Genomic DNA, 14,727 nt, shown 5'->3' on the forward strand with positions numbered 1-14,727 from the left:
AAATGAATAATGAGGTGTTGACTATCAGGTCATTTATCCTGAATTATTCATTAGTTAAGCTACAAGGCTATTGGCAACTGGCCGGATGGCGTACTTTTCGTCGTTGACGATGTCGAGAATGCGCTGATTTAGCTCCCGGATGTAGTTGATGGATGATTCGTCGGGAATGTAAGCCGCTTTTCGGGCGATGCTGTTACTCAGCACACCTCTGGCAATCAGCAATTCTTTCTCCGCATAATGGAACAGTTCCATGTTTTGTAACGAGAAGAATATTTGCGGCATGACCCGTTCGAATAGTTCGAAAGCTTTGGTATCCTCGCCATTGGAGCGGAGGGTAAAAATCTTTTGAAGAATGTCGGCAACGGCCAGCCCCGGCATGACACCCCGAATGCCGATGGGTACCAGTTCGAGCATATACAGGCCACCCCAGCCTTCGAACAGGCCAATTCTGTCGTTTGTGGCCTGAATGATCTGTTCAAATTTGGGCGCACACAAAGGCTCTTCCAGCTTCAGGTATTTGAAATTCGGATTTTCGTCCATCAATTCTTTGATGAACCCTACGCTGATCGACGAGCCGCCGGGGTTGAAGTCCTGAATCAGAACGGGCGTGTTCGGAATCGACTGTAAAAATTCGGATAGATAGACTTTTAGGGACGTTTCGGGTAAGCTGAAAATTCGGGGAACGGCCAGCGAGATAACGTCGGCACCAGCCTGTACGTTAGCCTGCGCCAGTTTGATGGCTACTTTTAATGAGGGGTGGTTCGACTGAGCGACGATTTTCAACCGACCCGCAGCCCGCTCTACCGCCACCCGAACAACCTGTAACTTCTCGTCGTCGGTGAGTTTGTAGAATTCGCTGGCGTAAGCAGGCAGGCAAACCGCCTTGATACCACCATCGATGGCAAAGTCAATTAAATTCCGGAGTGCGTCTTCGTCGATCTCCTCATTGTCGGTGAATGGTGTTGGAATAATGGGTACTACGCCAAACAGTTCGTTGTCTGTGTTAGTCATAACTTTGCCGGTTCTTGATTGATGTTAGCTACTTTTTTTTGTTGTACTTTACTATCGACAATGGATAGGATAAGGGTTGAGACCAGGACGAGCACACCACCAATGATGGTCTGTCGGTTCAGGGTTTCGCCGAGCCAGATGGCAGCAATGGGTAAGCCCATAAACGTAATGAGGTAGTTGGATAAGGCGACCTGCGTAGCGTCCAGATTTTTCAATGCCTTGAAAAACAGGAGCATCGACAGGAAATTATGAAAGAGCGTTAGCGAAATCATACCGATCCAGGTGTTGGTGGTGAAGCTCGGAACCCTGGCAAACATTTCCGGTTCGTAATACAGCACCAGGGGCGTCAACAGGATCGACATCACCAGATAGGTGTAAAACACCATCTCCATTTCGGTGTATTGGCCCGATATCTTTTTGCAGCCTACATTGTAATAGGCATTGCCGAGAATGGCCAGGAAAATGAGCCCGTTGCCCAGCGCATAGCGTGAGCTTAGGTCCATCCGCTTAATGTCATCGGTTGAGCACAGAATCACGCCCGTAATAGCAATAGCGAAGCTGATCCAGCGGGCCGTATTCATCTTTTCTTTCAGAATCAGAAAGGCGAAAACAGCCGTAATGACGGGCAAGGTCATGACCAGAATAGCCGCGTTGCTGGCGAGTGAGTACTGCGTTCCCCAGGTCATCAGCACCTGCGACGGAAAGGCTCCAAGAGCGGCCAACTGGACAAAAATCAGGATGTCCTTTAGTTTTTTGCCCCCTTTTCGAAAGTCCCGAATCACGAACGGAGCCAGAAAAATCGTGGCCAGCAGCATGGGTGCCCAAACCGTAAAATAGGGCCCAACCTGATCCTGTGTCAGCTTGATGCTGGTGAAATGAAATGCCCAGATCAGGTTGCAGAAAAACAGGATGGCCCACGACTGAATCGACTTGTTCATAAGCTCGTTTGTAAAAACTGATTCGTTTGGTAGGTGTCCAGCGCGGCATAATCCAGCTCGATACCGAGGCCCGCGCCTTGTGGAACCAAAGCAGCTCCGTTCTCAAAGCGAATGGGTTCGGTAATCAGGTCGTCGGTGCGGACCAGTTCGCCAAACAGATCGGAAGGAATAGTGCAGTTGATGCTGGCTGCGGCAATGTGCAAGCCCATCGTTTCTGAAATGCCTAAGTCTACCTCCGAACCCCGCCAGCAGGATTTGCCTTCCAGGTAGGCGATTTCGGCCAAAAGGACTGAGTTATAAGCCGACCCGTTGATGTTGTACCCATCCACAGCATCGGCCCGCACAAAAGCGATCATGGCGCGGATGTCCTGCGTGTAGGGCAGGGAAACATGCCGATACATGGGCATGTCCAGTGTTTCACGGAGGTACTTGAATCCGGCTACATCAGCGTGCAGAATCGGGTCTTCGAGGCCCAGCATGATGGTTTTGTCAACGCCCTCCATTAATCGAAGAGTTGTCTCAACATCAGTCCAGCGCTGGTTCGGGTCGAGCAGGATTTTGATGCCGTCACTACATTTCTCCCGAATAGCCTCCGTCCAAAGTCGAACGGGATCTTCGTCAGAACACTTGAATTTGAAGGCTTTATGGCCCTTTTGCATGGCGTCATAGGCTTTCTGGGCGGCCTCTTCCGGCGTCCGTCGACCCGTCCAACCGAAACAATCGATTCGGTCATAGTAGGCACCACCAAGGAGTTGGGACACCGGTACGTTCAGCAGTTTGCCCACCACGTCCAGCACCGCCGATTCAAAGGCTTCGTAGATCCGCTGATCGGCAATAGGGAGTCGACGCCAGTTCAGTTTCAGCACATCCTGACCAACCAGGTCCTGCATGGACTGATGAAGCAACTCGCCAGACGCACTCCGGTAAGTCTCGCCAATACCCGTCAGGCCGTTTGCCAGCGTGAGTTCAATGATCCATTTGGGTTGGTTGGCAAACTCGGTCCAACGTTCGCCCGTCAGAAATTTTTTGGCGAAGGCCAAGTCCTTGTCGATCACCTCATCGGAGTTCAGACTGCCCGGTTTGGCCGGAACAATTACTTCGGTGGCTTTTATGGATTGAATGCGTGTCATTTAGTGTCTTCGGCGGAAGTGGGTAAATGTTTTTGGGCGAGTTTTCGGATGTCGTAGCTGAAGTCGATGAATTTCTCCTCCCACTCTTTGGCCGACTCGGGCGTGTAGGGATAAAAACCCTGCGCATTCTGGACCCCTCTGGCACCAGATGCTACTAGCTCTTCTATCAGTTTCGGTGTTTCGGTGCTGTTGCTGAGGTCAGGAAAAAGGTCTTTCATAACCGTCAGATAAGCCGGAATACCCGTGAGATCCATGAAGCGAAACGGCCCCGCAAAGGTGATCCAATAGCCCAGGTCATTTCGAAGCGAGCGGTCTACATCCTCAATCGTAGCATAGCCATTTTCGACCAGATTGAACGACTCCCGAAGCATGGCGTACATAATCCGGTTGGTAATAAACCCCCGAATGTCTTTTTTGAGTAACGAAGGTTCCTTGCCCCAGCTTTCGGCCAGCTTAACAATTTCGTAGGCATAGGTCAGGTCGGAATCTTTCCCGCAAATGACCTCCATAAATCGGGTGATATGCGCAGGCTCGGCCCAGTGAAGACCTAATAGCCGTTGTGGATGCGTAAGTCCGCTTTGCAGCACCGACACCGGAATAGCCGAGGTGTTACTCCCGATGATAGCCGTAGGAGACAGAACCGTTTCCAACTGGTGATACAGCCGTTTCTTTTCATCGATGTTCTCCGTAATCGACTCAATCACAACGGGATGATTCGCCAACAACGAAACATCATCGGTAATAGTAAGCCGCTCGATAACGGTCTCGGGAGCGTCGGTCAATAGCCCTTCCTGACGTAACTGATGTAAGTAGCCAAGGATACGATTCCGGGCTTCATCGGCGGTTTCGATTTCTTTAATCAGCGAGGTAACCGTGTGGCCAGCCGCGAGTATACAGGTCGCAATACTGCTGCCCATCAAGCCGAGTCCTACGGTGCCGATGCGTAGTTGAGAGGTCATAGATTACTGGGCTAATCCTGTTTGGGAGAGATACGGGCAATGGCGTCAATCTCGATCTTGATCCCATCGGACAATACCGACTGAACGGTGGTTCGGGCCGGACGTATGCCGGTGAAGAATGACCCATAGGCAGCATCGTAGCGGTCGAATTCATTGATATCTTCCAGATGGACGGTACATTTTACAATGTCGTCGATGGTTCCTCCGGCGGTTTCTACAATCTTCTGGATGTGCGAGAGAGTCAATAAGGTTTCTTCTTCGATGGTGCCGTGTTTCACATCTCCCGTTGCCAAATCCAACGGTCCCTGACCGCTAACGAATAGCAGATCGCCCACCAGTACGCCGGATGAATAGGCTCCCGTATTGATGGCTTTGTCGGGATGTTTAATTTCCAGTTTCTTCATGGTTTTGTTGCCAGATTTTCAGATAAAGGCCAGGTTTTGAATGACTCCAGAAAGCTAACCAGGGCGCTTACCGCATGATCGACTAAATATTTTCCTTTTTCGGGCGTGCCCAGCTGAGGTTCTCCGCTGCTGCCGTTGCTCGAAATAAATTCGGTTTGTTTGAAGACTGTTACGCCCCGGTATAGCTCATCGTCTTCCCAGCCGATGTATCCGTTTCGCTCAGGCCGTTGTGACCGCTCTACCCGTTCCATCCAGACTTTTTCTGGGAAAAGATGGAGCATCAAACTCGTTTCGTATTCGCAGGCATGGCTCAAGGCAGGGCTTTCCATCGGAAACTCTCCGGCAAATGGGCTACCTGCTAATTCCCAATAGGTTGCCAGCGCAATGGTAGGCTGATCACTGGCATCGAAGCGTTTGCTCAACACGGCCAGCGCCTGTTTCACCGGGGTAATGTTGCCGCCATGTCCGTTGAGCAACACAATACGCTGGTGTCCGCTGAGCACCAGCGACTGAACCAGGTCAATAATCACCTGTGTATATAGCTCCGGGCTAAGGCTCATGGTGCCGCCAAAGGACAGATGATGATGGCTCGACCCGAACGGTAAGGTTGGACAGAGCAACACCGTATCGGGCAGGGATTTTTCGGTCTGTAACGCAAGCTGAGTAACAATATCCGTATCGGTCGATACCGAAAGATGAGGGCCGTGCTGCTCAATTGCCCCTAACGGGAGCAGCACAACACGATCCTTACCTGTCTGGTTGATGTCGCTATAAGTCGATGCGTAAAACAGCATAGTCAGTAGTTGAACGATTTAGATCCTGTAGATTCTATTGGGTTTGATAGTCAGTAAGTTAAGGCTAATCAAGCCAATAGAATCCACAGAATCAATAAAACATAACCTTGCTTTGGTTTAATAACCCGGATTTTGTTTGAGCACCGGTGCGCCACCCGTTACACTTAAATCAATCTGGGCCTGCGGAATCGGGTAGAGTTCGTTTTTGCCTTTCGTGAAGGTTGCGCCTTTCATATACGTAAAGTCATACCCTGGAATCGACGTTTCATGCTTCACGTAGTTGTTCAGGGTTGTGGCCATATAACCGGTACCATTATCCCAGCGACGCAGATCGAAGAAACGGTGGCCTTCCATGGCGAACTCCAGTTTTCGCTCGAAACGAACCGCTTCACGGGCAAAATCTTTTCCATTCGCCGTGAATTCATTCGTGTATAACCCGACCTTATAGTTGGCTGCCGGTTCAGAGGTAAAGCCTTTCAGCGGGGCACTGTTGTCGATGTATTTCTTCACCCACCCATTCGGATTTGCGGCTCGTGCCCGAACCTGATTGACATAGGTTTGCGCCTGTGCCAAGGAACCAATTTCAACTTCGACCTCGGCCGCCCACAAGAGCACATCGGCAAAACGGATCATGGTATAATTGTTTGACGTCCAGCGCGAAAACAAAGAGGTGGTTGCCTGAGCGGCCTGGTAATAAATCGTTTTGATCGGGCTGTAGGGACCGGCTACTGCCTGCACGCGAATCCAGGCTTTACCAGGGTGCACACCCCAGTCCAGGTACGGAATCCCCCGGCGACCCACCGTGTAATCCAGACGGGCATCGAGCGTGCCTGTATAGGGCGTAAAGGGTGCGCTGCTTTCAATGCCCTGGTCATTGGTGATGTCGGAATCGTTGAATGTTGTCAGCAACGGCAGACCGGTGTTGGGATCGGTTTTGTAGGAGTTGACCAGACTAAACGAGGGTTGATACGCACCACAGCAGGTCGCTGGTCCGCCCATTGGGAAGTTCAGCGCATCGCCATAGTTGCCATTCTGGTAGGTTTGGTCGATGGACATCTGAACGGCGAAGACCGACTCCGCACTGTTCTTTTTCAAGGGGTTAAAATTATCGGAGAAATTGACCAGCGCGTATTTCAAGCCAGAAGCCGTTACCCCATTCGCAATCACATCGGCCAAAACGGGCTTTGCTTCGGCGTATTTATCCTGGAACATGTACACCTTGGCCAGAAATGCTTTCGCTGCCCAGCTATTGGCCCGGCCCGGATCTGACTTGGTAGCGCTCAGGTTATCGGCAGCAAATTTGAAATCCGCTTCCAGTTTAGACCAGACCGGGGCTGTATTGCCTACATTGTAATTCGCGTTGGCATAGCTTACCGTTTCGTCGATGTAGGGTACGTTCTCCCATAATTTAGCGGCTTCGAAATGATAAACTGCCCGTAGGAACGTAGCTTCGGCCTTGACCTGCTTAATTTCTTCGGCCGTCATCGAATTGTCGGTTACTTTCGCCAGCAGCCGCAGCACATCATTTGCCCGTTGTACACCGGCATATAACACAATCCACTTGTTGTTGAACGGAGCCATCGTCGCGTCGTATTTATAACTCTCGACCGATTCCATTGGCGGCAGGGCCGATGCCTGGGTGCCGGTGTGGGCGTCGTCGGAGGTTACGCCCCCGAAAATCCAGTTGCTGACCCCAATGAAATAATAGGTCGTATTGGGTACACCCCAGCCATCGAGCAGGGAGTATGCGCCCACCAGCAAGCCATTTACCCCGGCTTTGTTGGCTAAGGTTGATTCACTGGTGGCACCGATGGCACCAACTTCCAGGTATTCCTTCGTGCAGGAATTAGTTGCGGTTAAAAATACCAGGCAACACGATAAGCCGACAACAAACTTCTTATAGTTCATGATTGATAACGGTTTATGGTATTTTAGAAAGAGACGTTAAGGCCGAAGATGAAATTTTTCTGATTGCTGGGGTAGTTGCCGTAATCGACACCAAAGGCCGAGCTGAGTCCGCTTACTTCGGGGTCCAGGCCGCTGTATTTCGTAATCGTGAAGAGGTTAGCCCCCTGGGCATATACCCGTACCTTATTCAGGCCGTACTTCCGTAACAGCAGCGGGCTTACCGTGTACCCAACCACCAGCGAGCGCATTTTCAGGAACGAGCCGTTTTCGACATAGAAGGAGTTGGGCACACCCGATGAACTAAATGATCCTGTCGATTCAATTTTCGGGATGTTCGAATTCGGATTTTCGGGTGTCCAGGCGTTTAACAGATCGTTGCTTTTGGCCCCCACATACGTACTGAAGAAGTGCGTGAACGATTTTACGGTATTGAAAATCTCGTTACCCTGCGAGCCATAAAGCGTTGTTGAGAAGTCGAACCGCTTGTAGGTCAGGCCCAGGTTCAGACCATACGTAAAGTCGGGGTTTGGGCTGCCGAGGAACGTGCGGTCGCTGGCGTCAATTTTGCCGTCGCCGTTCACATCCTGGTACTTAAAGCGGCCTGGAGCGGCTCCGCTTTGCGTAGGTGAAGCCGCTACGTCGTCATCGCTCTTGAACAGGCCAATGACTTTGTAGCCGAAGAACGAGCTTACTTCCTGACCAACCTGGTTCCGGACTACGTTGCCCAGATTTTGGGTATTGGCGGTTTCGAAATAGGTGGGTGAGGGGATATTGATCACCTTGTTGTTGTAGGTGGTAATGTTGGCACCAACACTGAATTGAAGATCGTTGCTAACGGTTCCTCTATACGTTATGCCAATGTCAACCCCTTTGTTTTGAATATCCCCGACGTTTACCGTAGGTGCTGTAGCGCCACCAACCGTTGCCGGTAAGGTTTGAGCAAACAGAAGCCCATTGATCGACTTTTTATAGTATTCGACCGATAGGTCCAGCTTGTTGAATACCGTAGCGTCGAAACCGACGTTGGTTACCATGTTTTCTTCCCAGCCGGTATTGGAGTTTCCAATGCTCGTCTGCGCAAAACCCTGAGCCAGTTTACCGCCACCACTGATGTCGTAATACGCATCGAAGAACGAGCCGCCGAAGAGGGTGAAGGCATTTCGGGGACTAACGTTGTTCTGAGAACCGAGCACGCCGTAGCTTCCACGCAGTTTCAGATCGTTGAGCCAGGTCACGTTTTTCATGAATTCCTCACCCGTTATCCGCCAACCCGCCGATACCGATGGGAAGGTACCATACCGGCGTTCGGACCCAAATCGCGACGAACCATCGCGACGAACCGTTACGCCTAACAGGTACTTTTCGTTGAAGGAGTAATCCAGTCGGCCAAAGAGCGAGAATAAGGTATTTTCGTAGGCGCTGCTGGTATTAGTTACGTTCGATGTACCATTATTGAGCGTCAGGTAATCGTAATTAGTGGAAAAGAAACCACTGCTGGAAGCCGTTACCGCCCGACCATAATTCCGAATGGCTTCCGAGCCGGCAATCACTTTCACGTTATGCTTCCCGAAGGCATTGGCATACGTCAGGGTATTCGTCCACATGGTATTGGTGTTGAACTGCGAAAGCTCAGCGAACGAATTTGGGTTCGTGTTTCCTTCAGAGTTGTTGTAAGGGGTAAAGGTGAAGTTTGTCGCATATTGATTATCAATGCTTCCGCCGAAACTGGTACGGGCTGTAAAGTGCTTCAGGAAGTCAACTTCGGCAAACACGTTTCCAACTACATCCCAGGTATTTAGCTTGTTATTGGATGTATTCAACTGAACGGCAACCGGGTTCGATGAGCTACCCAATTCAGGCCCCGCAAAGGTTCCACCGTAGTTTCCCTTGATGTCGTAGACCGGAATGATGGGCATGGCCCGGTAGGTCCAGGCAATCGGGTTACCACTGCTCAGGTTATCGAAACCAGGGTTTTGCTTGTAGAAGAAATACGCATTCTCGCCAATTCGGATGTTGTTTTTTACTTTGAACTGCGTGTTCACACGCCCCGAATACCGTTTCAGGTACGTTTTCAGCATGGTGCCCTGTTGATTGAAGTAATTGAGCGAAACCATGTAATTTGACTTATCGGTACCACCACTGGCCGTCAGGTTGTGGCTGGTTATCGGCGCATTTTTAAACAGTTCGTGAAACCAGTCGGTACCCGTTTTGTTGACCGCCTGAATCAGGTAATTCCTGGCCGGATTAGTAGCATCGAAGTTATATTTGGCGGGATCAACAGCGGCATCTCCTGTATTGCCAATGCCTGTTGCGCCCGGTCCCCGGAAGGTATAATCGGGTAAGCCATTCTGAAACAGGCCCGTCGTTGGATACGCCACTTTGGTCAGGCGGGCAAAGTCCGAGGAGTTCATCAGGTTAAAGACATTGCCTTGTAAGGGCTGTTGTGAACCATAATAGGCATCATAGGCAATGGTTGGCTGGCCCGATCGCCCTTTTTTGGTGGTTACGATGATCACTCCATTCGAGCCCCTAACGCCATAAATAGCAGCCGCTCCCGCATCTTTCAGTACCTGAACCGATTCGATATCGGTGGCGCTTACGTCGTTTAGCTCCGCCTGAATACCGTCGATCAACACCAGCGGTTGGGTATTGCCAAATGAGCTGATCCCCCGAATGAAGATATTACTCGGACTTCCCGGCGCACCTGAATTAAGAATGGTTACCCCTGGTACCTGCCCTTGCAATGCCTGTACCGCCGACCCGGAAGGGATTGACTTTAAGGCTTTTACGTCGACAATGGATACGGAGCCGGTTATGTCTTTCTTCTTTTCGGATGAGTACCCCGTTACCACCACTTCACTCAGTGAAGTAATGGATGGGGTTAACGCAATCGAGAAGTTTGTTTGTGAACCAACGGTAACCTCCTGAGCCTGATAGCCGATATAGGAAATAATCAGGCTGGTATTTGTTGGAACAGAGAGCGTAAAGCCCCCGTCGGCACCGGTGAACGTGCCACTCGTTGTCGATCCTTTCACTAATACATTGGCTCCTGCAATAGGTTGCTGATCCTCAGCACTGATAACTTTTCCTGAAATTAGTGTTTGTGCGTTTGCCCAAACCGTTGCCAGCATGCAGAAGAGCAGCATGCACACCGTTTCTTTTCTAAGACGTAGTGAGTCGTTCATAATCTGTAAAAAAAAGAGTTACGCGTTTGAAGAGTGTTGCCATTGGGTACTCCATCGTAGTCACTTACGATCTCTTCGAAAAGAGCCGTTTACCATTTCGTCGAGCTAATCCGTCAAATTTTTTTTATAAATAGTGTGCCGTACAACCATCATAAACGAACCTTTATCTATCTGAATCGGCAGGGCCCTGCCTGTCTAGATACTACCTGTAACCTGTCGGCTTGATCAGGGCGCAACTGTAGTTACTTACTCTATTCTGTGAGGTGTTATACAGAGTTGTCTTCTAAATTTGCTTACAAATAAAGTACATTTTTGTAAACAAAAAAAATTCAGAATAATTTTTAAGTGAACTGGGGAAGTTCAGCCAGGAAATAAGGTAGATAAGGCTAATTGGTATAGAAATGATCGTTTCAGGCCGGGAAGGACGAATGGATCTTACTGGCAACCGTTTGGTATGCCTGAACGTACGGGCCAGCGTAAGATTAAGAAGTGTGAATAGCTACCTGTGCAAACATAAGGTTTTGAGAACCCTACTCTGGTAGGTTCAAACCTGGCATCATTGAAAGGCTGGAAATAGGCTGATCAGGGCCTGTTGAGGGGTAGAGGCAAATACTTATTGGCGCCTATTCGATATCTAAGGAAGCGGTTTCGCCCCGGAGTAGGTGTTTGGTAAGTGCCTCCTGAGCGAGAGGTAAGTCTTTATCTTTTAGGCCTTTCAGAATTTGTCGGTGCTCCTGGTCGGTAAGTTCATAGTCGTCCATATGGATCTGTGTCTTCCCGATTTTTTGGTGAAATAAGGGAATATTGCTGATTTGATAAATATCCATCAGTTTGGAATTGCCGGCGCAGTCGATCAGGGTTTCGTGAAATTTGACATCGGCTTCCAACGCACCACTCAAATAACCTCGCTCTACCATGGATGAAAAGTCGTTGCAAATTTCTTCCAGCTTAGCAAGTTGTTGGTCATCAATCTTTTGGATAGCTAGCCGGAGAGCGCCCAATTCCAGTAATTCACGAATTTCGCGAATTTCGCGGATGTCGCTGGCGGTCATAGATTTCACAAAATAGCCTCCTTTTTCGCCAAAGATAATCAACTGCTCACCTTGAAGTCGAGTTAGAGCTTCGCGAACCGCCATTCGATTTACGTCTATCTTTTTAGCCCACAGATCTTCTTTTAAGCGAGTGCCCGCCACCAACTGGTTGGATAAAATTTTCCGCCTGATTTCGATATAGGCTTTATTGGCAAGCGAATCAACTTTCATATTTTGTAAACAAAAATAGAGCTATTTATAGGACAAATATAGGTTATTTTGAATCACAACAACCTACTTTACTAAATGGTATACCTTGAAATCATAAAAATTGCTTGCCATTGGACACGTGAAGTGGTAAACCGCAAAGTAGCCTGTCTAAGAGCCTGCTATGGGCTCGCTAACAACTCATGTAAGGCTTGGTTGAAGGCCTTTGGCCGCTCGATCATCGGGAAATGGCCTGAGCTATCCAGTTTGACAATTCGGTACCCTTGTGGGCAATAGGTCTTCAAGGCCCCTTCATCATACGGTGTGTTAGTACACATGATGAACTTCATGGGAAAGGTCAGTTGTCGGAGTTTATGCTTGGCATCGGCGGCCTTTGGGTACAAATTCAATAAGGTAGGAACGGCAATCCTGGGATCTGCTTGCCGGTAACTCTTCACGATTCGGTGGACAATCGTACTATCCTTGGAGAGGATCATCTCCCGGGCCATGGCTTCTGCCATTTTAGGATAATTGGCCATAAACTCTTGACTATACTTCTGTATGCCTACTTCATCGCCTTCCTGGATGGTCATGCCCACATTTTTGAGGTTGTCCACCCCAATAATGCCGATGACCGTTTGAGGATTAGTTGCCGCTGCATCCAAGGCAATTTCTCCCCCCATCGAATGAGCGACCAGAATCACGTTTTTGAGCCGCTCTTTGGCAATGATACTTGAAATGTCACGGGCAAAGCTTTCAACGGTCCAGTTGACTCGATTGGTCCCCGAGGTACCACAACCGGCCATATCCAGCAGCACTAAGCGGTAAGCGGACTCGAATTCATTGGCTTGCTGTTGCCAATAAGCGTGATCCAGGTTCCAGCCATGAATGAAGAACAAGGTCGTATCGCCTTGACCCTTAAGTTGGTAGTGGAGTCGAACCCGCTCGTAGGCTTGTGGATCGTAGTGAAAAGGGTCAAGGGCGGTCTTCTTCTGGCTAGCACAGCCCGTCAGAAGCGCTAGGAGTAGCAGTTGTTTATACATGCGTAAGGGGCTAAGAACCGTAAGTAAATTACGAAAGCTTAAGCGAAAAAGCATGCTTCTGTCCCTGGATTGAACCTTCTTCTCCAACTGCCCGGCCATTCCTCGCAACGAGCATTTAATGAGCATGAGGCAGATTTGTACCGTTTTTTACAGTGAGCGAATGAGAATAAATTAAAAAGTAAAATCTTGTTGGAAATCAGAGTAAAAACCGAAATATATGAGACAATCGGGCTTTCTCTACGCTCTATGTACAATTCTATAGCAACGTTTTAAGCACATCAGTGTAATGCCAATACTTGTAACGCTCTTTCAATTGTTGCTGGTTACGATAGACATCTTAATCTATTTCATCTTACCCAACCCTTTGAAAAAATGGTTTTGGTTACTCCAGGCCGTTATATGCTTTGTCGCTGTTTTGTTACTGGTTAGGGGGCTCACCTGTTATATAATCAACGTGGCTGTTGCAAAAGTCTTGTAGACCATTAAGAAGCTCAATAAAACACAGGCTTACGCCATCGGTTTTGTTTGTCCGTTAAACGTATTGTACGAAAAGCAAAAGCCACAGATATATAAGTTATCTGTGGCTTTTTAAGCTAAGTTGAGTTTTTTAGTTTATGGAGTTAAAAGCCATACATACCACCCGAGACCGAAATTTGCTCGCCCGTGATCCAAGCGGCATCATCCGAAGCCAGAAATACGGCCGCTTTCGCAATGTCTTTGGGCTGTCCCCTGCGACCAAGCGGGGTATTGGCAACAAACATTTTTTCGTACTCACTACCAGCCGTGACACCCGCACTAGTGGCCCCTTCGGTTTCCGTAGCGCCCGGCAAAATCGAGTTGATACGAACGTTTTTTGCACCCAATTCTTTCGATAATGAAATCGTTAGGGCATCTAAGGCTGCTTTCGTCGCCGAATATAACGACACGCCCGCCATCGGCGATTTGCTTGCCCCCGAACTGATATTGATGATCGTGCCGCCCTGATCGCCAAACAGATTTAGCGCTGCTTGAATGGTCAGTACAGGACCCAACACATTGACGTTGAAATGCTGATGAAAAGCGGCTACTGATGCCTGTTCAACCGGTAAAAATTGCTGAAAGACGGCGTTGTTGACTAAAATATCCAGGGTGCCGAACGCCTTCTTTGTTTCAACGAACAGCCTGGTTACATCGGCTTCATTCGATACATCGGCTTGTACCGCAATGGCTATACCTCCATTATCCGTGATCTCGTTCACCACCTTAGCTGCGGCTTCGCTACTGGAGGCATAATTCACAACCACCTTTGCGCCTTCTGCCGCAAAATGTTTTGCGATAGCGGCACCTATTCCTTTTGCAGCACCAGTAACGACCGCTACTTTGTTGTTTAATCTATTCATTACGTTTATTGATTAATGGATGAGAGACAAACTCAGTTTACTTGCTTCAAGTAGCCGGTTGTTCTCTTTGTTTATCAGGTAGGATCGCCTTGACAGCTGCGATCAGGATTCATCAGCCAAACTTGACCAAGTCCTTAAAAATCAATTTGCCCCAGCTATTTCCATGTGCCTGCACCAGCAGTCCGCCTTCCGAAAGTCCGCCAAGGTTAATGGGTGCGAAACCGAGATTGTCTGCCAGCGCACTGATCTCCGCTACAGCATCGTCATCGTCGCTCGTCAGGAACACCACCCGCCGGCCACCCTGTACGGCCGGATCCTGACCAAGAATGGCAGCGCCCAAATGGTTGAAGCCCTTGACCAGTTTCCCTTCCGTGAAGGCCTGCGCGACGACCTTTCCGGAAGGCTGTCCTCCTAGCAGCTCAGGGGACACGCCGTAGGCATTGGTCACATCGACGATGGTCTTGCCCTGCCAGGTAGGCAGCGCCTTGGCCACATCCGGGTGCGCATCAAAACGCACGGCTAAAAAGAGGATGTCGGCCTTAATGGCTTCCGTGAGTGTGGTGGCAATGATCGTGGGACCGATCGCGGCCGCATCGGAGGCAAAGCGTTCCGGGGCGCGCGTGGTGGCCACGGATACCTCGATGCGGTTGCGGGCAAACGCCTTAGCCAGAGCCTGGCCAATTTTGCCGAAGCCGATTATGGCGTAGCCCGAAACGTTGTTTTCTGATTGATTCATGT

The 14,727-nt window shown here is 49.4% G+C and carries 12 protein-coding genes; all 12 read right to left on the reverse strand.

Going from position 1 to position 14,727, the window contains the following annotated elements; all coding sequences use genetic code 11:
- Window positions 1-54 precede the first annotated feature (54 nt).
- A complete protein-coding gene (locus tag ACYU8Y_RS05585; RefSeq protein WP_460935031.1) occupies window positions 55-1,011 on the reverse strand; it encodes a dihydrodipicolinate synthase family protein in 957 nt (318 codons plus the stop codon).
- Window positions 1,008-1,949: a DMT family transporter gene (locus ACYU8Y_RS05590; RefSeq protein ID WP_460935033.1), complete on the reverse strand. Its 942-nt coding sequence runs from the start codon at window positions 1,947-1,949 to the stop codon at window positions 1,008-1,010. The genes ACYU8Y_RS05585 and ACYU8Y_RS05590 overlap by 4 nt, the downstream gene beginning before the upstream one ends.
- Entirely contained in the window at window positions 1,946-3,079 is a 1,134-nt protein-coding gene (locus tag ACYU8Y_RS05595) for a mandelate racemase/muconate lactonizing enzyme family protein (RefSeq protein ID WP_460935035.1), read from the reverse strand. Before ACYU8Y_RS05595 ends, ACYU8Y_RS05590 begins: the two co-directional genes overlap by 4 nt.
- Window positions 3,076-4,038: a 3-hydroxyacyl-CoA dehydrogenase family protein gene (locus ACYU8Y_RS05600; protein ID WP_460935037.1), complete on the reverse strand. Its 963-nt coding sequence runs from the start codon at window positions 4,036-4,038 to the stop codon at window positions 3,076-3,078. Before ACYU8Y_RS05600 ends, ACYU8Y_RS05595 begins: the two co-directional genes overlap by 4 nt.
- A gap of 11 nt (window positions 4,039-4,049) precedes the next feature.
- Window positions 4,050-4,442, reverse strand: coding sequence for a RidA family protein (locus ACYU8Y_RS05605; RefSeq protein ID WP_460935039.1), 393 nt, complete (start codon window positions 4,440-4,442; stop codon window positions 4,050-4,052).
- Window positions 4,439-5,236, reverse strand: coding sequence for a creatininase family protein (locus ACYU8Y_RS05610; protein ID WP_460935041.1), 798 nt, complete (start codon window positions 5,234-5,236; stop codon window positions 4,439-4,441). The genes ACYU8Y_RS05605 and ACYU8Y_RS05610 overlap by 4 nt, the downstream gene beginning before the upstream one ends.
- 117 nt (window positions 5,237-5,353) lie before the next feature.
- A complete protein-coding gene (locus ACYU8Y_RS05615) occupies window positions 5,354-7,144 on the reverse strand; it encodes a RagB/SusD family nutrient uptake outer membrane protein (RefSeq protein WP_460935043.1) in 1,791 nt (596 codons plus the stop codon).
- A 23-nt stretch (window positions 7,145-7,167) separates the two neighbouring features.
- Window positions 7,168-10,329 carry a SusC/RagA family TonB-linked outer membrane protein gene (locus tag ACYU8Y_RS05620; protein ID WP_460935045.1) on the reverse strand — a complete coding sequence of 1,054 codons (3,162 nt, stop codon included), beginning with the start codon at window positions 10,327-10,329 and terminating at the stop codon, window positions 7,168-7,170.
- Between the two features lie 623 nt (window positions 10,330-10,952).
- Entirely contained in the window at window positions 10,953-11,591 is a 639-nt protein-coding gene (locus ACYU8Y_RS05625) for a GntR family transcriptional regulator (RefSeq protein WP_460935047.1), read from the reverse strand.
- Window positions 11,592-11,749: 158 nt separating this feature from the next.
- Window positions 11,750-12,610, reverse strand: a complete 861-nt coding sequence (locus tag ACYU8Y_RS05630; protein WP_460935048.1) for an alpha/beta fold hydrolase — start codon at window positions 12,608-12,610, stop codon at window positions 11,750-11,752.
- A 620-nt stretch (window positions 12,611-13,230) separates the two neighbouring features.
- Window positions 13,231-13,989: an SDR family NAD(P)-dependent oxidoreductase gene (locus ACYU8Y_RS05635; protein WP_460935050.1), complete on the reverse strand. Its 759-nt coding sequence runs from the start codon at window positions 13,987-13,989 to the stop codon at window positions 13,231-13,233.
- A gap of 112 nt (window positions 13,990-14,101) precedes the next feature.
- Complete coding sequence (locus ACYU8Y_RS05640) at window positions 14,102-14,725, reverse strand: NADPH-dependent F420 reductase (protein ID WP_460935052.1); 624 nt, start codon at window positions 14,723-14,725, stop codon at window positions 14,102-14,104.
- Between the last annotated feature and the right edge of the window lie 2 nt (window positions 14,726-14,727).

Source organism: Spirosoma humi, from assembly GCF_054776575.1.

What these genes read in the sequence shown, in the direction of transcription:
- ACYU8Y_RS05585 (WP_460935031.1), bottom strand. Translation starts at nt 1,011, where the DNA reads ATGACTAACACAGACAACGAACTGTTTGGCGTAGTACCCATTATTCCA.
- ACYU8Y_RS05590 (WP_460935033.1), bottom strand. Translation starts at nt 1,949, where the DNA reads ATGAACAAGTCGATTCAGTCGTGGGCCATCCTGTTTTTCTGCAACCTG.
- ACYU8Y_RS05595 (WP_460935035.1), bottom strand. Translation starts at nt 3,079, where the DNA reads ATGACACGCATTCAATCCATAAAAGCCACCGAAGTAATTGTTCCGGCC.
- ACYU8Y_RS05600 (WP_460935037.1), bottom strand. Translation starts at nt 4,038, where the DNA reads ATGACCTCTCAACTACGCATCGGCACCGTAGGACTCGGCTTGATGGGC.
- ACYU8Y_RS05605 (WP_460935039.1), bottom strand. Translation starts at nt 4,442, where the DNA reads ATGAAGAAACTGGAAATTAAACATCCCGACAAAGCCATCAATACGGGA.
- ACYU8Y_RS05610 (WP_460935041.1), bottom strand. Translation starts at nt 5,236, where the DNA reads ATGCTGTTTTACGCATCGACTTATAGCGACATCAACCAGACAGGTAAG.
- ACYU8Y_RS05615 (WP_460935043.1), bottom strand. Translation starts at nt 7,144, where the DNA reads ATGAACTATAAGAAGTTTGTTGTCGGCTTATCGTGTTGCCTGGTATTT.
- ACYU8Y_RS05620 (WP_460935045.1), bottom strand. Translation starts at nt 10,329, where the DNA reads ATGAACGACTCACTACGTCTTAGAAAAGAAACGGTGTGCATGCTGCTC.
- ACYU8Y_RS05625 (WP_460935047.1), bottom strand. Translation starts at nt 11,591, where the DNA reads ATGAAAGTTGATTCGCTTGCCAATAAAGCCTATATCGAAATCAGGCGG.
- ACYU8Y_RS05630 (WP_460935048.1), bottom strand. Translation starts at nt 12,610, where the DNA reads ATGTATAAACAACTGCTACTCCTAGCGCTTCTGACGGGCTGTGCTAGC.
- ACYU8Y_RS05635 (WP_460935050.1), bottom strand. Translation starts at nt 13,989, where the DNA reads ATGAATAGATTAAACAACAAAGTAGCGGTCGTTACTGGTGCTGCAAAA.
- ACYU8Y_RS05640 (WP_460935052.1), bottom strand. Translation starts at nt 14,725, where the DNA reads ATGAATCAATCAGAAAACAACGTTTCGGGCTACGCCATAATCGGCTTC.